This window comes from Microbacterium pumilum (assembly GCF_039530225.1).
Classification (GTDB): domain Bacteria; phylum Actinomycetota; class Actinomycetes; order Actinomycetales; family Microbacteriaceae; genus Microbacterium; species Microbacterium pumilum.
In genome coordinates, this window is record NZ_BAAAOH010000001.1 from 4,307,529 (window position 1) to 4,327,239 (window position 19,711).

18 protein-coding genes are annotated in these 19,711 nt (G+C 68.6%); 11 read left to right on the top strand and 7 right to left on the bottom strand.

The genetic code is table 11. From position 1 onward, the window contains the following. Positions 1-39: 39 nt before the first annotated feature. From ABD188_RS19455 to ABD188_RS19475, 5 genes are all read left to right on the top strand, one after another. Entirely contained in the window at positions 40-264 is a 225-nt protein-coding gene (locus tag ABD188_RS19455) for a hypothetical protein (RefSeq protein WP_344066348.1), read from the top strand. 62 nt (positions 265-326) lie between these two features. Beyond that, positions 327-512 (top strand): DUF1918 domain-containing protein, encoded by a 186-nt coding sequence (locus ABD188_RS19460; protein ID WP_344066351.1) that lies wholly within the window; start codon positions 327-329, stop codon positions 510-512. A 57-nt stretch (positions 513-569) separates the two neighbouring features. After that, complete coding sequence (locus ABD188_RS19465; protein WP_344066354.1) at positions 570-1,538, top strand: DMT family transporter; 969 nt, start codon at positions 570-572, stop codon at positions 1,536-1,538. Positions 1,539-1,569: 31 nt separating this feature from the next. Beyond that, positions 1,570-2,319, top strand: a complete 750-nt coding sequence (locus ABD188_RS19470; RefSeq protein ID WP_344066357.1) for an SDR family oxidoreductase — start codon at positions 1,570-1,572, stop codon at positions 2,317-2,319. Between the two features lie 40 nt (positions 2,320-2,359). Beyond that, the gene (locus tag ABD188_RS19475) at positions 2,360-2,827 is read left to right on the top strand and encodes a DUF6194 family protein (protein WP_344066360.1); all 468 of its coding nucleotides are present in this window, start codon (positions 2,360-2,362) and stop codon (positions 2,825-2,827) included. A gap of 12 nt (positions 2,828-2,839) precedes the next feature. Here ABD188_RS19475 and ABD188_RS19480 read toward each other — a convergent pair whose 3' ends face one another. Both ABD188_RS19480 and ABD188_RS19485 read right to left on the bottom strand, forming a co-directional pair. Further along, positions 2,840-4,981 (bottom strand): S9 family peptidase, encoded by a 2,142-nt coding sequence (locus ABD188_RS19480; RefSeq protein WP_344066363.1) that lies wholly within the window; start codon positions 4,979-4,981, stop codon positions 2,840-2,842. A gap of 138 nt (positions 4,982-5,119) precedes the next feature. Beyond that, positions 5,120-5,953 carry an aldo/keto reductase gene (locus ABD188_RS19485; protein ID WP_344066366.1) on the bottom strand — a complete coding sequence of 278 codons (834 nt, stop codon included), beginning with the start codon at positions 5,951-5,953 and terminating at the stop codon, positions 5,120-5,122. A gap of 111 nt (positions 5,954-6,064) precedes the next feature. On the opposite strand from ABD188_RS19485, the gene ABD188_RS19490 reads away from it, so the two are divergent. The 3 genes from ABD188_RS19490 to ABD188_RS19500 all read left to right on the top strand — a co-directional run bounded on the left by ABD188_RS19490 (position 6,065) and on the right by ABD188_RS19500 (position 8,528). Then, positions 6,065-7,144 carry an agmatine deiminase family protein gene (locus ABD188_RS19490; RefSeq protein ID WP_344067262.1) on the top strand — a complete coding sequence of 360 codons (1,080 nt, stop codon included), beginning with the start codon at positions 6,065-6,067 and terminating at the stop codon, positions 7,142-7,144. 96 nt (positions 7,145-7,240) lie between these two features. After that, positions 7,241-7,645: a DUF6855 family protein gene (locus tag ABD188_RS19495; RefSeq protein WP_344066369.1), complete on the top strand. Its 405-nt coding sequence runs from the start codon at positions 7,241-7,243 to the stop codon at positions 7,643-7,645. A gap of 22 nt (positions 7,646-7,667) precedes the next feature. Further along, the gene (locus tag ABD188_RS19500) at positions 7,668-8,528 is read left to right on the top strand and encodes an esterase/lipase family protein (protein WP_344066372.1); all 861 of its coding nucleotides are present in this window, start codon (positions 7,668-7,670) and stop codon (positions 8,526-8,528) included. Positions 8,529-8,676: 148 nt separating this feature from the next. Here the strand turns inward: ABD188_RS19500 and ABD188_RS19505 are convergent, their stop codons facing one another. Continuing rightward, positions 8,677-9,399, bottom strand: a complete 723-nt coding sequence (locus ABD188_RS19505) for an NRDE family protein (protein ID WP_344066375.1) — start codon at positions 9,397-9,399, stop codon at positions 8,677-8,679. A 223-nt stretch (positions 9,400-9,622) separates the two neighbouring features. Between ABD188_RS19505 and coaBC the strand changes: the two genes are divergently transcribed. Together coaBC and ABD188_RS19515 are read left to right on the top strand one after the other, a co-directional pair. Further along, complete coding sequence (coaBC, locus tag ABD188_RS19510; RefSeq protein WP_344066378.1) at positions 9,623-10,861, top strand: bifunctional phosphopantothenoylcysteine decarboxylase/phosphopantothenate--cysteine ligase CoaBC; 1,239 nt, start codon at positions 9,623-9,625, stop codon at positions 10,859-10,861. Continuing rightward, on the top strand, positions 10,858-11,520 hold the full coding sequence (locus ABD188_RS19515; RefSeq protein WP_344066381.1) for a cation efflux transmembrane domain-containing protein: 663 nt from the start codon (positions 10,858-10,860) through the stop codon (positions 11,518-11,520). The genes coaBC and ABD188_RS19515 overlap by 4 nt, the downstream gene beginning before the upstream one ends. Positions 11,521-11,544: 24 nt before the next feature. Here ABD188_RS19515 and ABD188_RS19520 read toward each other — a convergent pair whose 3' ends face one another. The 3 genes from ABD188_RS19520 to ABD188_RS19530 all read right to left on the bottom strand — a co-directional run bounded on the left by ABD188_RS19520 (position 11,545) and on the right by ABD188_RS19530 (position 16,556). Beyond that, the gene (locus ABD188_RS19520; RefSeq protein ID WP_344066384.1) at positions 11,545-12,921 is read right to left on the bottom strand and encodes a glycoside hydrolase family 30 protein; all 1,377 of its coding nucleotides are present in this window, start codon (positions 12,919-12,921) and stop codon (positions 11,545-11,547) included. A gap of 165 nt (positions 12,922-13,086) precedes the next feature. Continuing rightward, positions 13,087-15,117 (bottom strand): hypothetical protein, encoded by a 2,031-nt coding sequence (locus ABD188_RS19525; protein ID WP_344066387.1) that lies wholly within the window; start codon positions 15,115-15,117, stop codon positions 13,087-13,089. Further along, positions 15,114-16,556: an MFS transporter gene (locus tag ABD188_RS19530; RefSeq protein ID WP_344066390.1), complete on the bottom strand. Its 1,443-nt coding sequence runs from the start codon at positions 16,554-16,556 to the stop codon at positions 15,114-15,116. Before ABD188_RS19530 ends, ABD188_RS19525 begins: the two co-directional genes overlap by 4 nt. Positions 16,557-16,694: 138 nt before the next feature. Here ABD188_RS19530 and ABD188_RS19535 point away from each other — a divergent pair, with 138 nt between their 5' ends. After that, positions 16,695-17,324: a TetR/AcrR family transcriptional regulator gene (locus ABD188_RS19535; protein WP_344066392.1), complete on the top strand. Its 630-nt coding sequence runs from the start codon at positions 16,695-16,697 to the stop codon at positions 17,322-17,324. Between the two features lie 61 nt (positions 17,325-17,385). On the opposite strand, the gene ABD188_RS19540 is transcribed toward ABD188_RS19535, so the two are convergent. Beyond that, on the bottom strand, positions 17,386-19,470 hold the full coding sequence (locus tag ABD188_RS19540; protein ID WP_344066395.1) for a M1 family metallopeptidase: 2,085 nt from the start codon (positions 19,468-19,470) through the stop codon (positions 17,386-17,388). Positions 19,471-19,711: the final 241 nt, after the last annotated feature.

Sequence of the window (19,711 nt, forward strand, 5' to 3'; positions counted from 1 at the left end):
GGGGGCGCTCAGCGAATCGTCACGCCGTAGGCTCGGGTCATGACCTCGTCGCGCAAGCGCTGGACCCGCGGGCACTCGGGCTGGGCTGCCGGAACCGTACTCATGTTCGCCGCCGGCATCATCTTCGGATTGATCTGGGGCAATGTATGGCTCGGGATCGTGTTGGCCGCCGCCGTCTCGATGGGCTGGCTGCTCGCCTACGAGTCGTGGCGCGGCCGCAACGTCGGTCTCGAGAACCGCGACGACGATGGAGCCCAGCTGTAGCACCGCACGATCTGGCGGCGAGCCTGATCGAGTCGTATCGTGAGCGCCAGGAGGTGATCGAGATGCGAGCGAGCGTAGGCGACCGCGTCACCATCCACGGGCGATCGGTGGGAATGCCGGACCACTCCGGCGAGGTCATCGAGGTCCGGGGTGACGGCGATGAGGCACTGCTTGTCGTCCGATACGACGACGGACACCAGGAGATCCTGTCTCCGGGCAGCGATTGCCAAATCCATCACGCCGCCTGACGGCGGGCGGGGGCGACCTGTGCGCGCCCGACCAGGGGTCCCCTAGACTGGCTCCCCGTGTCCCACCGCTGGCTTCCGCTTTCCGCGATCGGGATCTCGGTCGTGCTGTGGTCGGCGGCGTACGTGCTCTCCGGGTGGGCACTCGAGACGGCATCGCCCGCGGTGGTTTCGATCAGCCGCTTCGCGATCGCGCTGATCGTCCTCATCCCGCTCGCGATACGCCGACCGCGATTCGTTCGCACCCTCCGTGAGCCGCGCACGATTCTTCTCGGGCTCACCGGCGTCACGCTCTACTACTCGTTCGCGAACATCGGCCTGCTGTTCACCACGCCGGGCACGGCCGCGCTCACCGCCGCGTTCCTTCCCGTACTGACCGCAGGCGCCGCAGTTGCCCTGATCCACGAGCGGCTGACGGGCCGCACGTGGGTCGGGCTGTCGCTCGCGACGTTGGGCGTGGCGCTGGTGGCGGCATCCGGATTCCGGGTGGATGTCGGCGTGCTCCTGAACATCGTGGCACTCGCCTCATACGCGCTCTACACCGTGCTGCTGCGGAAGGATGCCGGCCGCACCGGCTCCCCCGATGCCCTCGTGCTCGCCACGGCGACCGGCGTGTGGGGCACGCTGATCATGCTGCCGTGGCTCGCATGGGAGGCGCTCACCGGCGCCATCGAGGCTCCTGGCGACGCTCGCGGGCTCGTCAGCATTCTGGTGCTCGCGCTCGTGGTGACGGCGCCGACGCTCGTGCTGTTCAACTACGGCGCCGAGCGGCTGCCCGCCGCGGTCTCCGGCGTCGCGACAGCCGCGATCCCGGCGCTCGGGTACGGTTTCGCCCTGCTCCTGGGCGAGGCCTTCGACCCGGTCAAAGCCATCGGCGGTGCGATCGCACTGACGGGCGTGGTCATCGCCACGCTCGCGGCACCGGATGTGGAGCCCAGTCCACCCGGATCAGCCCTGCCCGAGCCGGCCGAGCTCGCGACCGGACAGATCACGGTCCCCCGCGACCACGAGCGCGGGAACCGCGCATGATGGAAGTGCACAAGACGACCGGGGAGAACGCGTGAGGATCGCAGTAGCGGGGGGCACGGGACTCACCGGCACACACGTCGTCGAGATCGCGCGTCGTCGCGGACACGAGGCGATCCCCCTGTCCCGCCATGGCGGCGTAGACCTCGTGAGCGGTGCCGGCCTGCCGCAGGCGCTCGTGGGCGCCGACACGATCATCGACGTGTCGAACGTCAACAGCATGAAGACGGATGTCTCTGTCTCGTTCTTCGCGGGCGCGACCCGGAACATGCTCTCTTCCGGACAGCGCGCGGGCGTCACGCATCACATCGCCCTCACGATCGTGGGGGCCGATGCCGTCTCCGAGGGCTATTACGCCGGAAAGCTCTCGCAGGAGCGGGCGATCGAAGCGAGCGCGGTGCCCTGGACGATCCTGCGGTCTACCCAGTTCCACGAGTTCGCCGCACTCATGTACGAGATCGCGAGGGCGGGACCGCTGCACGCCGCGCCGCGCGCCCGCATCCAGCCGATCGCGGTCCGCGAAGTCGCCGAGCATCTGGTGACGCTCGCAGAGTCCGGACCGGGTGGCCGAGTCTCCGAACTCGCCGGGCCGCGCGAAGAGAGCCTCGCCGCCATGGTGCGCGCCTACGCCCGCGCGATCGGCCACCGGGGCTGGATGCCGGAGGTCTCGCTGCCGGGTGCGCTCGGCCGCGCGCAGCGCAACGGGGCGCTGTTGCCGGCACCCGGCGCGACACTCGGCACGCAGACCTTCGCGGAGTGGCTGGACGCCCTCCCCGACCGCTGACCTCTGGCATGAGGCCCGCTAGCGGACCGAGACTGGATTCATGAGCATCGAGCAGATCGTCGACACCATCCGGTCGTTCGAGGGGACGCTGGTGCTGGCGCCAGACGAGAGCAGCGGCTTTCCCGAGATCGCGTGGGGCGACTACTTCTTCTACTATGCGCCCGATGGCGAGGTGCCACAGAACGTGCAGCCGTTCGCGACGATCGTGACGAAGGACTATCCCGACGACACGCAGTCGCAACTCGACGGCGATGACCGCTGGAGGGTCAACGTCCATGTCGGACGGAGGGTTTTCCACGAACTGACCGGTCAGGACCCGCGCACCTTCGAGTGGACCGACTTCGCGACGCCGGACACGTTCATGCCGCATCCGGTCTACGGCTCGCTCGGGTGGATCGCCGTCGTCAGCCCGGGCGAGAAGGCGAACGGCACCCTGCTCGACCTGCTCAGCGATGCTCACCGGGATGCCCGAGCCCGAACGATCCGTCGGGAGTCAACCGGCGATTGAGAGCCCGGCCGGCTACCCGAGAAGCTCCGGCCGCTCCCAGTCCTTCCCGTGTACATGCTCGTCGAGGAATGCGAAGACCGTCTGGTACCAGACGATGGCGTGCTGCGGCTTCAGCACCCAGTGGTTCTCGTCCGGAAAGTAGAGGAACCGGTGCACCGTCGAGCCATCGGCCTCGGCATGGTGCTCGGCGAGCTCCGACCACAGCCGCAGGCTCTCGCCGATCGGCACTCGGTAGTCCCGATCACCGTGGATGACCAGCAACGGGGTGCGGATGTCGCGCACGAACCGGTGTGGTGAGTGCTCCTCCATCGCCTCGGCCGTGAAGATCCGCTGCCAGTAGACCGAACTGTCGGTGGTTCCGGCGAACTGGTCGAGCGCCCACAGGCTCGCATGCGTGACGATCGCGCGGAAGCGATCGGTGTGTCCCGCCACCCAGTTCGCCATGTACCCGCCGAACGATCCGCCCATCGCGGCCGTGCGGGTTTCATCGATGTCCGGCCGCGCGACCACAGCGTCGGTGATGGACATCAGGTCGGTGTACGGCGTTCCGCCCCAGCTGTTCCACCCGCGCGCGATGAAGTCCAGGCCGTAGCCCGTCGAGAGTGCCGGATCAGGCAGCAGCACGGCATAGCCGCGCGCGACCGCGAGCAGCGGGTTCCACCGCCAGCTCCATGCGTTCCAGCTGGCCAGTGGACCCCCGTGGATCCAGAGGAGGAACGGGGCGGGCGCGGCATCCGATGCTCCTTCGGGGAGCAGCAGCCACGCCCGAACCCGGGCGCCGTCCTCGGCAGTGGTCTCGACCTCGGTGATCGACCCCGGCACGGCGGGCAGGGCCGCCGGACTCGCCAGCGGTGTCACCGTGCCGTCGCGGGCGACCCGCACCGGGTGGGATGGCGCGATCCATGACGAGCGCAGCGCGACGAGGTCGCCGGTGCTGCGATCGACACGGACGTGCGAGTACGCGAAGTCATCGTGGGTCAGCTGCTCCGGCGCCGAGCCGTCGAGCGGCACGCGGAAGATGGGCCCGCGGCCGTCCGAGTCCGCTGTCGCGACGAGGGCGTCGTCGTCATGGTCGAAGGTGAGCGCCGTGGCCCACCGATCCCAGCCGGTGGCGAGCCGACGCGGACCGGCGCCATCGATCCCCGCGGTCCAGAGCTCCGAGTCGGCGGGGCCTTCCGGAGTGCTGCGCGGGGTACGAATGTACGCGATGCGCGACCCGTCGTGGCTGATCGCGGGCGCCTCGAAGTCGACCTCATCCTCGTCGAGGAGGAACGTCTGCGTACCGCTCTCGACATCGACAGCGACCAGCGCATACCTCCCGTCGCGCTGTTCGCTGACGCGTACGGACGCGATCACCGTGCTGCCGTCCGGCGACAGTGCGACCTGGTCGGGGTCAACGGTTCGCCGGGGCGTGGGGGTGAGGTCGCGAGGCCTCGGCAGAGTCGAGGGGTAGGGCTTGCCGGCATCCTCGACCGCTGCCGCGTCGGCATCGGCAGCCAGACCGGGGTCATCGGCCGACTCGGCATCGGTGCGCGCGGCATCCGCTTCTGCGACGACCGCGGCGATGGTGTCTTCGAGGGCGTCGACATCGATCGCGAGCAGGTGCGACTCGGCGGGGCCCAGGTCGTGATCCCAGAACCGCACCGGATACGCGTCGTGGAGGATCGCGGAGACCTTCTTGTCCTTGCGGAGCTTGCGGAGCTTCGCGTCGGCCTCGAGCGAGTCGGCTCCCGGCAGGAGGTCCGCGCCGATCACGATGCGATCGCTCGCGTCTGCTGTCGCGGCGATCTGCCCCGCGCCACCGGCCAGTCGCGTCACCGGGCGTGCTTCGCCACCCGCTGCCGGGAGCAGCCACAGCTGACCGGACTCGTCGTCGGCCTCACCGTCGGCATCCGGTCGTGCGGACACGAACAGGATGTCGCCGCTCGCGGTGAACGCCGCACCCGCTTCGCCCTTGGCCGATCGGGTCAGCCGCTTCGGCGCACCGGAGCCGTCTGCGGGGACGGACCACAGCGACCGTCCATACGCCGTGCCGTCCTTCTTCAGAACAGCCACGGTCAGCACGGCCCGGCCGCCGTCGGGAGAGAGCGCCAGCGCCTCGATGCGCGGTAGGGAGATGTAGTCCTCGAGAGAGTCGAACGGGGTGGATGCCATGGCCTCCACGGTAGCCCGCCCGGCCGACGCGTATCGCGGGAGCTCCCCGCCCCCCACCGGTTACGGACGCGACACGCCGTTTCGCGCGTGCGCAGTACGGCGTGTCCCGTCCGTAACCGGTGAAGGGGTCCGAGGCCCCTACATCTCCTCGTGGGTGTTCGGGTCGCCGCCCCACAGGCGTCCGCGCTCGAGCGCCGAGATCGCGACGACCTGCTCGTCGGTGAGCGAGAACCCGAACACATCGGCGTTCTCACGCTGCCGCTCGACATCGGCGGACTTCGGGATCGGCGTGCTGCCGATCTCGACATGCCAGCGCAGCACGATCTGGGTCGGCGTGACGGCATGGATCTCGGCGAGCTCGATCAGGATCTGCTCGGTCAGCAGCTCGCTGCGTCGTGCCAGCGGGCTCCAGCTCTCGGTGCGGATGCCGTGCGCAGTATGGAAGGCACGAAGTGCGTCCTGCGGGAAGTACGGATGAAGCTCCACCTGGTTGACCGCGGGGGTGACGCCCGTCTCATCGGCGAGCTCGGTCAGCATCGCCTCGGTGAAGTTCGAGACGCCGATCGAGCGTACGAGACCCCGCTCGCGCGCCTCGATCATTCCGCGCCAGGTGTCGACGTACTTGCCCACGCTGGGGTTCGGCCAGTGGATGAGCTGGAGGTCGATGCGGTCGAGTCCGAGCGTCGCCAGCGAGCCCTCGATGCTCGCGATCGCCTCGTTGTATCCGTGATGGCGACCGGGGATCTTCGAGGTCACGAGCAGCGCGTCGCGATCGAGTCCGCTGCGTCGCACCGCCTCGCCGACCTCGCGTTCGTTCTCGTAGTTGACCGCGGTGTCGAGCAGGCGATAGCCCGACTCGATCGCTGCGACGATGGCGGCGATGCCGTCTTCGCCGCGGAGGTTGTAGGTACCGAGGCCGAGTTCGGCAAAGCTGGTTCCGTCGTTGAGGGTCACGGTGGGGATCTGGGGCATGGGTCTATCTTGGCCTGACGCTGACTCGGGCCGCCATCTGCGCCATGATCGGTGTCGAGGCCCAACTGCTCGATGAAGCGCAGGATGCCGGCAGCGAAGGAGCAGATGACGATGACCTGGACGATGCCGGCGGAGTGGGCGCCGCAGGACCGTGTGTGGATGGCCTTCCCGCGCGTGGGCAACACGCTCGGCGACGACGCCGAGTCCGCCGACGAGGCGCGCAATGCCTGGGCCGCGGTCGCGAACGCCGTGGCGGGGTTCGAGCCGGTGACGATGGTCGTCGATCCGTCGGCGCTCGCCGAAGCCCGCCGACGCCTGTCGGGCGAGATCGAACTGCTCGAGGCGCCGCTCGACGATTACTGGATGCGCGACATCGGGCCGACCTTCGTGATCGGCGACGACGGCGCGCTGGGCGCGATCGACTGGACCTTCAACGGCTGGGGCGCGAACGCCTGGGCGACGTGGGAGCGCGACGACCGCATCGCCGGCTTCGTCGCAGAGTCGGCGAGTGCCGTTCATCTGCCGTCCACGCTCGTCAACGAGGGCGGTGCGATCCACGTCGACGGCGAGGGCACGGTGCTGGTCACCGAGACCGTCCAGCTCGACCCGCGGCGCAACCCCTATGCCACGAAGGAGCGTGTCGAGTGGGAGCTGAAGCGCACCCTCCACGCGACGAACGTGATCTGGCTGCCGCGCGGACTCACCCGCGACTACGAGTCGGCGGGCACGCGGGGTCACGTCGACATGGTGGCGTCGTTCGCGCGCCCGGGCGTCATCCTGCAGCACTGGCAGGACGACGCGTCGCACCCCGACTATGCGGTAGTGCGACAGATCCGGGCGGTGCTCGAACAGGCGACGGATGCCGCGGGCCGCCCCTTCGAGTTCATCGACCTTCCGGCGCCGACCACCCTCCAGGACGACGAGGGATACGTCGACTGGAACTACGCCAACCACCTCGTCGTGAACGGCGGCGTGATCGCCTGCGGGTACGGCGAGCCCGATGCCGACGGGCGGGCCGCCGGCATCCTCGCCGATGCCTACGACCGCGAGGTGGTGACGATCGATGCGCGTCCGATCCTGGCGCGGGGCGGCGGCATCCATTGCATCACGCAGCAGCAGCCTTCGATCGACACGACCCTCCCCGTCGTCGAGCGGGTGCTGCGCGCCCACACCACCGACCGGTTCGCGTAACGAGAACCCCGGCACTCGATCGCACGTCGGAAGGCACCTTGCGCAGGGCCGGATGGCGGCGCAGACTCGCGTCAGCAGGCGCACGAGGAGGACGACATGCCAGGCAGCGGAACCCGAGACGATCCGTGGCAGCTGAAGACCGCACCGGGAACCAGCGCCTACACGATGTACCGGGACGAGACAGCAGACCCGCCCGCGCTGGTGTGCCAGGTGGGCTCGACGACCCTGAAGTACCACCTGAGCGCGATCGACGACCTCGCCGCCTGGTTGCGAGCCCAGGGCGATTGGGTGCCGCTCGGCGCCGCCGACGAGCAGAAGCCCGCGGCCGAGGGAACCGTCGAGGCATGGGGACGGGATGAGGCGAATCCGGTCGGCGGCTGGTACGGCCTGCGCAAGGGCTATCGGGGTCGGTTCGGGATGTATCTTCCACCGCTTCTCGAAGAGCTCGGTCTCGTCGAACTCACTCACGACGCGCGCAACAACACCGTCCGCGCCCGCTGAGCCGGGCTCGTAGACTGCGCGCATGACGCCATCCGCCGCGGGTGCATCAGCCGCCGACGATGCGCCGCGGCCGTCGCGGCTCCGTCGGGCACTGTGGTGGGCGTCGGACTACCTTTACGCGGCGCGGCGGCAGGCGGCGATCCTCCAGGCGCCGTGGGCGATCGGACGCAGTCGCCCGGTTCCCTCCGCGTGGAACAGTGGCTCCGAATCCCTCCCCGAGGTCGTCCTGCTGCCCGGTGTGTACGAGCACTGGACCTTCCTGCGGCCGCTCGGCGACTCTCTGAGCAAGGCGGGGCATCGGGTGAGCGTCATCCACGGGCTCGGAATCAATCGTCGCGACGTGGCCGAGACGTCCGAGCGACTCGCGCGCACACTGGCGTCATCCGCCGCGCGACCGGCCGGACGTGTGCTCGTCGCCCACAGCAAGGGCGGGCTCATCGGCAAGCACCTGCTCGTCGCCTCCGGTGCGGCGGTGGCGGCAGCCATCGAGGCCAGAGCGGGTGGTGACGCCGGCGATGCAGCGGCGAGCGCGTCTGCTCCGGATGCCGCGACATCCGATGCGTCTCCTCTCGGCCTGCGCGGGCTCGTCACCGTCTGCACGCCGTTCGCCGGATCGCGGCGTGCCCGGTTCATGGTGGCCGACCCCAGCATCCGTGCCTTCCTGCCCGACAATGAGACGATCGTCATGCTCGGGCGGGAGACGTCGGTGAACGGCCGCATCGTGTCGATCTCCGGCGCCTACGATCCCCACATCCCGGACGGCAGCGCACTCGAGGGCGCGACGAACATGCAGGTGCCGGCGTTCGGGCATTTCCGTCTGCTCGGGTCATCGAAGACGCACCAAGCCGTGATCGACGGCATCGCCCTGCTCGCGGACACGTGACGGCCGCGGCGCGGTCGCTGAGCCTGTCGGCCGGCCGGTCGCTGAGCCTGCCGGTCGCTGAGCCTGCCGGTCGCTGAGCCTGCCGGTCGCTGAGCCTGTCGAAGCGTCCGGCCCCACTGGGACGCCGAACCAACCGCGGCTGCGGCCGCTAGGTCAGTGACACGCTGTTCCACCGCCCGGGATGCTCGAACTCGCCGTAGTGCACGTCGAGCGTCGTGGCTGACAGCGACGCGACGCAGATCAGAGTCGACAGGGTGGGATAGCCCAGCAGTCGGTTGTCCCGGACGATCGCGCGGTCGTCGGTCGGTGGCAGCTCACCGCTGCGAGCAAGGATCGCCATCCACGGCTCCCACCAGTGAGACGCCCCGGGATCTCCGAGGGGCGTGCGGCGGAACTCTTCCAGCCAATGCGCGATGCGCGGCGTCTCGAGGTCGTCGACGTCGTGGTGCGCGATCATGTGGGTGCCCGGGGCGAGCGACTCGACGTGTGCGCGGATGCCGTCCCACGTCGTCACGCGGGCGCCCTCCGGCACGACCTCCACGAGATTGAACCCGTGGGTCTGCGGCGCTTCGCCGGGCGAGGTGCCTGCGACGGAGGCGAGCACGATCGACCCACGCGACCGGAGCTCTTCCTCGGCCCGATCCGACAGGTCTTCGCGGTTGAGCAGCACGGCCAGGCGATGCGTCGCCGGATCCGCAGCCAGCCACGCGCCGCCGGCACGAGCGTCGCGGACCCCGATGACGCCCTCGTGCGTGTCGGGCCACCACGGACCGAGCGGGTTCCACGGCCGAGCGGGATCCTCATCGCGGATCGCCAGCACGCGGATCGGGTCGGACTGCCGCTCGCCGACGTGGATGATGACGGTGCACATGGGCGGAGACGCTCCTCGATCGCCGATCGCGCAGGGCCCCGCGACCGCTCCCCCAGCCTACTGTCCGCCGCGAGCCCGGTCGCTGAGCGCGTCGAAGCGCCCGACCACGCACGCAGCGACCCTTCGACAAGCTCAGGGACCGATGCTCGACACCCCACCCGGTCGCTGAGCCTGCCGAACCGCCCGGCGACCGCGCATCGCGGGCGCGTGGAAGAATCGGGCTGTGTTCGTCGTCGTGGGAGTCACCGGCGGGATCGCCGCCTACAAGTCGGTGCACCTCGTGCGGCTGCTCGTGCTCGGTGGTCATGACGTCCATGTGGTGCCGACGGATGCCGCGCTCCGCTTCGTCGGACTGCCGACGTGGGAAGCCATCAGCCGCAACCCGGTCTCGACATCCGTGTTCGCCGACGTCGCCGAGGTGCGGCATGTCGCCCTCGGCCGACGTGCCGATCTCGTCATCGTCGCTCCCGCGACTGCGGACTTCCTCGCGAAGATGACCGCCGGGATCGCCGAGGACCTGCTCGGCACGACCCTGCTCGCCACCACCTCACCCGTCGTCGTGGCACCGGCGATGCACACCGAGATGTGGCGGCATCCCGCGACGATCCAGAACATCGCAACGCTCCGAAGCCGAGGCGTCCACGTGATCGGACCAGCGGACGGACCACTCACCGGCGGCGACAGCGGACCAGGTCGCATGAGCGAGCCCGAGCTCATCGTCGAGCTCGCCCTGGCGGTCGTGGCGGTTCGGGACGATCTGCGCGGCATCCGGACTGTGGTCACCGCGGGAGGCACGCGCGAGCCGATCGACCCGGTGCGGTTCATCGGCAACCGCTCGAGTGGCAGGCAGGGTGTCGCGGTCGCGGTCGCCGCGGCGGATCGGGGTGCCGACGTCACGCTCATCGTCGCCCATGTCGACGATGGCGTGCTCGGCCAGGCCGTCGGTCATCCGCGCATCGCGATCTCGACCGTCGCCACTGCGGCCGAACTCTCCGCGGCCACGCGGGCCGCGGCATCCGCTGTCGACGTCGTCGTCATGGCGGCCGCGGTCGCCGACTACCGTGTTGCCGAGGTCGCCGACCTGAAGCGCCGCAAAGAAGACGCGGGCGGCGACACCGTGACGCTCGAACTGGTCGAGACGGAAGACATCCTCGCCGCGCTCGTGGCGGAGCGCGCCGGAGGCCAGACCATCGTCGGCTTCGCCGCCGAGACCGCGGCGGATGCCGACGAACTCCACGAACGCGGACGCCGCAAGCGCCGGCGCAAGGGCGTCGACCTGCTCGCCGTCAACGAGGTCGGCTGGTCGAAGGGGTTCGAGTCCGCAGACAACGCGCTCGTCATCATCGACGCGAACGATGACATCATCGCGTCGCCGAGCGGGTCGAAGCGCGAGGTCGCCGACGCGCTGTGGGATGCGATCCTGGGCACCCGCGAATCGCGCTCCGAAGTGATGCAGCCATGAGCGTCGCGCTGGATCCGACGCGCGTCGGCGTCCTGCGCCGCCGCATCCGCTGGATCGTCGCGTTCACGATCGCCTACAACGTGGTCGAGGGCGTCATCGCGCTCATCGCGGGCGGGGCCGCATCGTCCGCCGCGCTGATCGGGTTCGGACTGGACTCCGCCGTCGAGGTGCTCTCGGCCGCCGCCGTCGCCTGGCAGTTCGCCTCGCCCGACCCGGAGTCGAGGGAGAAGACCGCGCTTCGGGTCATCGCGTTCTCGTTCTTCGCGCTCGCCGGATACGTGACGGTGGATGCCGCGCTCTCACTGTTCGGCGTGCGCGAGGCGCAGCCGAGCCCGATCGGCATCGCGCTCGCCGTCGCCAGCCTGATCGTGATGCCGGTGGTCAGCTGGCTCGAACGCCGAGCCGGTCGTGAGCTCGGCTCGGCATCCGCTGTCGCCGACTCCAAGCAGACGCTCATCTGCGCTTACCTCTCCGCCGCATTGCTCGCCGGACTGGTGCTCAACGCACTGCTCGGCTGGGCATGGGCGGACTCGATCGCCGCGCTCGTGATCGCCGGATTCGCCGTCCGCGAGGGCCTCGAGGCGTGGCGCGGCGACGCGTGCACCGTTCCGGTCGCGGCGCTCACCGGCGACATCGATCTCGAGCACGACGAGCATTGACCCGCGAGGCGTTGCCGCCCGCGGCTACGCGGCAGCCGGAATGACGAGCGTGCTGAAGGAGTCCGCAGGCAGCGTGGGTGAGATCATCCGGTCGCCGAGCATGAGGTTGACGGTCATCTCGCTCGCCATGTCATTCTGGATGACGATCACGATCGAGCCGTCCGGATTGACGAACGCGAGCTGGTTGTCGTATCCGCTGTAGCTGAGCGTCTCGATGTATCTCGCGCCGGTCTGCACGAACGCGCTCACATGCTTGAGCAGCTGATACTCGTGCGTGTACGCGAAAGTCGCCGAGTCGCGATCGACGACGACCAGTGAGTTCTGCGTCCAGCCCCACCGGCTTCGGCCGCCCTCGAGCAGTGAGAAGTTCCAGTACATGTACGCGGTCGCGCCGCTGCCGAAGAACTGCCGCATGAGCCGCCACGCATGGCGCGCATGCCGCCAGTCGTTCTTGCCGTCGCCGCACTCCTGCTCGGTCTGATAGATCCGAAGATCGGGATGCAGGCGGTGAAGGGCGGTGACCGCGCGCTTGCCCTCCCACTGTACGCCGAGGCCCGAGACGTGACCCGCGGCGTCTGGGTCAGCGAGCACGTCTCCGAGAAGTCGGTCGTCGCCGCGCTCGAGGGTGCCGAGGAAGATCTCGACGTCTCGCTGCTGCATCTCGGGTCCGAGATGGCGGAGCAGCTGGATGAAGCCCTCCGGCGTCCAGGTGCAGCTGGGGAAGATCTGTGGGGAGTTGAACTCGTTCTGCGGCATCACCATGCCGATCGGGATGCCGAGCTCACGGTACGCGTCGATGAAACGTCCGAAGTACCGGGCGTACGCGCGCAGGTAGGGCTCTTCGAGAATGAACATGTCGGTGCCCTCCTCACCGACCTGCTCCGGCTGCAGACCGTTCTCGACGCCGCCCATGAACTGGTGAGGCAGGGCGCCCGCATAGTGGCCGTTGCGCTTCATCCATGTCGGCGGACTCCACGGCGACGCCCACAGACGCAGGTCGGGCTGCTCGGTCTGCGCCGCGCGGATGAAGGGCACCAGCGTCTCGAGGTCGTTGGCGATGTCGAAGTGCTCGAGGTCGAAGTCGCCGGCAACCTCGTCATACGAGTACCAGTCGCGTGAGAAGTCGTTGGCGCCGACCGGCATCCGGCAGAGCGACAGTCCCGCTCCCACTCCGGGGCTGAAGAACTCGCGCAGGATTTCGGCACGCTGCCCGTCATCGAGCAACCCGAGCGACGTCCAGCCGAGCTCGTTGAAGCTCGCGCCGAAGCCCTCGATGACCTGCTTCGGATCGTCCACGCCGACGAACACGTCAGGCATGACAGCCACGCCGGTCACATCGGGTCCGTCCAGGGCCTGCCAGGGAGACTCTTCTGTCGTGACAACCCACCGGACTTGGTTCATGGTGCGACTGTAACGCGTGTCCGCAACCCGCCCCTGCTCGCCATGTGCCCCTCGTACGTATCCGACCCGCCGACGCCGACCCACTCGAACGGACCCGGCCCATCCGATCCGCGGCCACAGAACGAGTGGGCTGGATCGGATCGAGTGGGTTCGACGATGGAAGACTCAGGCCGTGACTGTAATCCGTGCCCTCACGAGGTTGCGCACCCGGGCATGCGGGTCGGCCGCGTCACCTGCGGTCTGCGACGCGACGCGCACGGCCAGGAAGTACGTGCCCGGCTCGTCGAACACCCGCGACCGCTCGACCGCGACACGACCGGCCGGGACGAAGGCAAGAGAGTCACCGAGACTCTCGGTGCCGACGGCATCCGTCTCGACCTCGAGGATCTCGACGATCACGCCGTCACCGGGAGCTACGGCCTCGACCCTCACCGTCACGACGTCACCCACACCCACGCTCGCACTCGCCGAGCCGTTCACCGTGAACGTTGCGACCGGCTGAACGCCCTGCCGCTCATGGGCACCCGCTGGAACGACCACCTGTCCGTCCACGATCTCGTACGACGTGCTCGGTGAGGGCTCGACGCCGTCCTCGACCCAGGCTGCGAGCTGGCGCAGCGCGGTCTCCAGCGCCCCGACGTACGCGACGCTCCGGGCCGGGAACTCCTGCGGGTCGTCGTCGCCGTGCAGGGCGTTGTCGACGTACCAGAGCCGGAATCGATCGGATGCCGCATCCCCGAGCTGTTCGACGACCCGCGACCGGTACCAGTCCGCCTGCCACGGGAACGCCTCGCGATCCAGCAGGCAGGCGACGACGATCGTCTTGCCCGTGATCCGCCCGGATGGCACGGTTCCGGAAGCGCCCTGCGTCATCAGCGGGCCGAGCAGCATCGGCCGCTGCGGCAGCGTCGGTGCGCCGTCCGCATCACGGAACTGGTCCCACACCGGGTACTCGGCACCGGGCACCTGGTGCCGGTGATACGTCTGCGCCGCCAGGAACCCCGAGTTGTCGAGCACGACCTCGTCGCCGGCGGCCAGGCCGGCGAGCGCATCATCCTGACCCGCCTCGACGATCGCGACGTCGCCCTCGACACCCGAGAGACGGATGACGGCGCCCGCCGCCGCGCCCGAACCCACCGCGAGCTGCGCACCGAGGATCCACCCGCGAGGCATGTCCGCGAGCCTCAGTCCCGAGACCAGCTGCGATGCGGAGGCCGTGTGCAGGAACGACTCGTCGACCCCGCCGGCCACGAGGTCGCCGCCGGCCGTCGAGGTCTCGGCGATCAGCTCGGCGATGGTCGTCGTCAGCTGCACGCGGTCGCGGTGGACGGATGCCGCAGGGTCGGCGCCGAGGTATCCCTCGACATTCCAGAAGTCCTCGGCGTAGGTCGGATCCATGTACATCACGCCGGGGTACAGCACGCTGAACGCGTGCATGCCCATGGTGCGCCACCCGAACCACGACCGGGGCGGGAAGCCCATGGCTGTGACCTCGTCGAGCGCAGCGCGCTGTTCGGGCGTCAGGTCGAGAGATGCCGGGTCTCCCCCGACGTCGTAGGCGTCGACGATCGCGGGGAAGACGTCGCGCAGGATGCGCTGCGCGTGCATGCGCACGCTGAAGACGTTCGGCATCGCCATCGGGCTGCCCGGAACGTACGGGACGAATCCGTCCCACACGCCCTCGGTGTTCTCGGACGAGCCGATCGTGCGGTACGCGCCGCCGCTCCCGCCGAAGAGGTAGCCGTATGGGCGACCATCGCCGTACAGCTCGGTGGCGACGGCGCGCGAGAAGCGCGCGACCGCGGCGTTCGCCCGGAACGCGCCGATGGTCGGGTCGATGCCGGACATGGGATTCGCGGCATCCGGACCCCCGCCGTTCGTCTCGACGAAGTACGCGCCGCTGTCGACCGAGAAGGCGGCCTTGTTGAACTCGCCGAGATCCTCCTGAGCGAGGTTCTCGCTCTGCGGGACAGGCGTGACGTGCTGGAAGAAGCGACCCCCGTAGACCTCGGCCTCCGGATAGTAGAACGAGAAGCGCGTATCGGTGCCGCGGAACCCGCCGTGGACGTACCGGTGCCGCGCCGGCGCATCGCGCCACTCGTCCACGTCGACGTACGGCTCGACGAACAGCACGTCGGCCTCGTCGAAGGCCCACTCGACCTCGGTCAGGTCGGTGATGGTCTGTTCGATGCTCATTTGACGCCCTTCAGGGGGAGGATGGCGACCGCGCCGAGGATCACGAGAATTGCCGCCGCGATCCAGATGCCGACGTAGCCGCCGGTGACCGCGACGACCGTGCTCGCCAGGATCGGGCCGAGAGCCTGGCCGAAGTTCGAGCCGAGCCCGGCGACACCGAGGTCGCGGCCCGCCGCGCGCTTGTCGGGGAGGACGTCGATGAAGAGCGCCTGGTCGACGGGCAGGTAGATGCCGAAGGCGATGCCGCCGACGATCGCCTGGATGAAGAGGCCGGGCACGGTCGGCATCACGATCGGGATGACCATCGAGAGCGCCATGAGGACGGAGGCGACGATGACGAAGATGCGGCGCTTGCCGAGCTTGTCGGACAGCTTGCCTGCGACGAGCACCGCGAGGATCGTGACGGGCACGCCCGCGAGCAGGAGCAGCGGTGCGAGGGCGGTCGCCTCGGCCTGACTGAGAGCAGGGCGTACGTAACTCTGCAGCATGTAGAGGCTGAGCGCCGTCGAGACGGTGTAGCCGAACGTCAGCAGGATGCGGGCGACCCACACCCACCGGAAGTTGCGCGACCGGAGGGCGATCGTGAAGCTGACCAAGAACTCCTTCCAGTTGAAGGGCGCGACCTCGAGGTCCTTCGACGAGCGGTCACGGGCGAACAGCACGAACATCACGCCCGAGAAGGCGACGAACGCGGCGATGATGAAGTAGAAGTCGAGCCCGATCGTCGCGAAGAGCGCGCCAGCCAGCAGACCGCCGAGCAGGCCTCCGAAGAAGTTGCCGAACCCACCGAGGGCCGAAGCGGTGCCACGCCGGTTCTCGGGCATCCGGTCGGCGACCGTGGTCGCGAGGGGACCGGATGCCGTGTTCAGCACGGCCTGGGCGAGCATGAACACGATCGCCAGCACGGCGATCGAGGGCGCGAAGCGCAGCAGCACCAGCAAGAGCGAACCGACGACCGTCCCGAACAGGATCCAGGGAGCACGCCGGCCCCACCGGCTGCGGGTGCGGTCGGCGAACACGCCGACGACCGGCTGGATGAGCATCGTGAGGATGACCCCGATCGTGCTGATCATCGCGAGCGACTGGGCGCGGGCTGCATTGAATCCGCTGAGCAGGTCGAGCTGGCGCGCCTGCTCCGCGGTGGCAGTCGCAGTGCCGGCATCGATGGACTGCTGCAGCAGAGTCAGCTGCTGCAGGTCGATGCTTGCGTCTGCGCCGGTGAACCAGTTGCCCATCTCGAGGAGCTGCACGTGGTTCGGCAGCAGGATGCCGGTGACCGCACCCCACACCGAGGTGATCGCGATCGTCAAGATGGTGAACCACGTCAGGTACGAGCGCGAGGCCGGGCCCTTGATGTAGATCGACGAGGTTCCCGGCTCCGCCGGCTCGAGGATGACGTTGCCCTTCGGCTTCGGTTCGGCGGCCACAGTGTCGCTCATGTGATTTCCCATCGTCGGTGATGTCAGTGCTCTGGTGCTCCCGCGAGGGCGGGATCTGCCTTCGCGCGGTGCGTTGAAAACAGCATGACATGCGGGATTCGATGCGCGCAAGTCCAAAAGCGCATAACATGCTGTTTTATGGCAGCACGTGGTCCGTACGCGAAAGGAAAGGCGAAGCGCGCCGAGATCCTGGATGTCGCGCTCGAGGTGATCGCGCGCGATGGCTACAGCAGCGCCACCGTGAAGCATCTCGCGGATGCCGTCGGCCTCAGCCAGAACGGGCTGCTGCACTACTTCGGCTCGAAGGACGCGCTCTTCCTCGAGATCCTTCGCCACCGCGACGAGCTGATCGCGATCGAGGTGGATGCCGAGAATCGGGACTTCGCCGAGAACATCGTGGACCGCATCCTGGCGGCAGTCGATGAAGAGGTCGCGTCCCCCGGCATGACCCGGCTCTCGCTGCGAGTCACCGGTGAGGCGACGGAGCCGGACCACGTCGCGCACGAGTTCCTCCGGGCGCGGTACGAAGCGATCCGTCTGGTCGTCAGCGACGCGCTCTCACGCCTGCAGTCGGACGGGCAGATCGCGCAGGATGCCGATCCGATCGCCATCGCAGCGCTGCTGTTCGCCAGCTGGGACGGCCTTCAGATCCAGCGGATGTACGACGACACGATCGACATCCGCTCGCACCTGCTGTACCTCATCCGCGCGCTCGGCATCGCGACCCGCACCTCACCGAACCCATTCGATCCGACCCAACCCCTCTGATCCGTGCGCGCGAAACGGGTGGGCTGGGTCGGATCGCGTGGGTTCGGCGAATCGGGAGACTTCAGTCGTCTTGCCCGTGCGGCAGGAGCAGCTTCGGCGTGCTCTCGCTGCCGAACGACCGCGCACCCGCATCCGCATCCGCGTCCGCCGGCCGCTCCCCCGTGTACAGCCACGTCTCGAAGAACGCACCGAGGTCCTGCCCCGACAGGTCTTCGGCGAGCGCGACGAACTCCGCCGTGGTGGCGTTGCCGTTCGCGTGTGCGGCATGCCATGCCGGCAGCAGCTCGAAGAACGCATCATCGCCGATCGTGGTGCGCAGCGCATGCAGTGTCATCGCACCCCGCTCGTACACAGCGTTGTCGAACAGCGCATCCGGTCCCGGGTCACCGATCACGACGTTCCAGAACGGGTCGTCCTCAGGCCGAGCGTCGTTGTAGAAGTAGTCGAAGTAGTTCTGCGTCGTGGCGAAGCCCTCATGTTCGCTCCATAGCCACTCGGCGTAGGTGGCGAAGCCCTCGTTCAGCCAGATGTCCTTCCAGCGCTCGAGCGCGACGCTGTCGCCGAACCACTGGTGGGCGATCTCATGCACGACGACCGAGTCGCCCTCGGCCTGGCCGGTGAAGAATCTCTTCGAATAGATCGGCCTCGTCTGGTTCTCGAGCGCGAAGCCGAGACCGTCGAAGTCGTCGACGATGCCGCCCAGCTCATCGAACGGATAGTCGCCGAAATAGCCCTCGAGGAACTCCACGATCTCGGGCTGGCGTGCGAGCGATGCGGCAGCGGTCTCACCGAGCGTCGGGGGCCCGTCGGAGCCCACCGTCCAGTCGGTCTCGTTGCCCGCGCTCCCCTCCGGAGCGCCGGGAACCGTCCAGCCGTCGAGCGCGTCGCCGTCGTCTTCGAACGACGTCGATCCGACACCGCCCGGTGCCTCGATGTCGTCGATCGAGACGCCATCCCACTGGAAGACGTAGTCGCTGAAGTAGCTGATCGAGACCTCGACCTGCTGTCCCGCGTACGCCGACAGGTCGAAGACCCACTTCTCCCAGCCGTCGCTCGAGCCGGATGTCGCCCAGAAGGAGTCGGCGGCGCACGGTCCCGCGTCGCCCTCGGTCAGGTAGTGCGCGAGGAACGGATGCTCCTCCAGCAGCGGGGCGCATCCCGAGTCTCCGGCGTCCTGCTCGAGGATTCCGCCCTCGTCGGGAATCGTCCGCCAGACCCCGTCTTCGGGAAGCACCTCGAGGAACGCGAAGTCCCAGCCCTGCTCGGTGTCGCGGTTGATCCAGAACGACAGCTCCGCATCATCCGGATCAACGGTCAGTGTGCGCTGCAGCCGCTTGTACGAGTCATCCGCCTGACCGGAGTACGCGAAGTCCGTGCCGGTGCGCGCAGCCATCTTCGGGACGAGCAGGTCGGGATCGATCGCGTCCCAGTATCGGATGCCGGCAGCCCGGTAGGCATCGATGTCGAACTGGCCGATGGTCGCGGTCGCGAGGTAGCTCGCCATCGGCTCATCGGTGTTCCACAGCCACACGGACTTGCTGCCGAAGTCGCGCTTGGACACGAGCCGCCCGTTCGACAGGGCCTCGACGCCCTTCGGCACCGTGATGCGCACGGAGTAGAGGGCCTTATCCGCGGGATGGTCGTTCACGGGAAACCACGTCGCGGCCACCATCGGCTGCCCCGCGACGACGGCGCCGTCGTCCGTGTGGATGAAGCCGGAGATCCCCAGGTTGTCGTCGATCGTCTGCGGCACTCCCGAGTAGCGGACCCTGGTGATGAACGGCAGGTTCTTGCGAAGCTTGTTCTTCGGCGTGATCTTGAGCTCGCCTGCCGACCTTGTCCACCGCGCGCTCTTCCCGTTGACGGTCACGGACTTCACGGTGAGTCCCTCGAGGTCCAGGTCGAACGACGACAGTGCCTGAGTCGCCTTCGCGGTGATGACGGCGAGCCCGGTGAGCTTGTCGTCGGCGGGCGCGTACGCGATGTCGAGACCATAGTGCTTGACGTCGTACCCGCCGTTGCCCGAGAGCGGGTAGTAGTCGTCGCCGATTCCCGGCGCACCGGTGGTCGATGGCTGCTTCGCACCGGATGCCGCCACCGGCGCCGACAGGGCGAGCGCGATCCCCACGGCGAGCGCGACGGGCACGCGCCATCGATGGCGAGAGATGGCGTCGCTTGGGTGTGGCGCGCGGCGTCGAACCATGGAAGCCTCCAGCTCACAGCGGAGTAGCACCTCGGCAGGGCTGATCGATCGTCGAACGCCCCCGGTCCATCGTGGCGGTGCGGCCGATTGCGCGTCAAGGGTGTGGGGCCGCGCGCAGCGAGACCCGATCCGGGGCGCGAGCGCAACTCTTTGTGTTCAGGTATCTGCTCGGTTCGTCACGGCT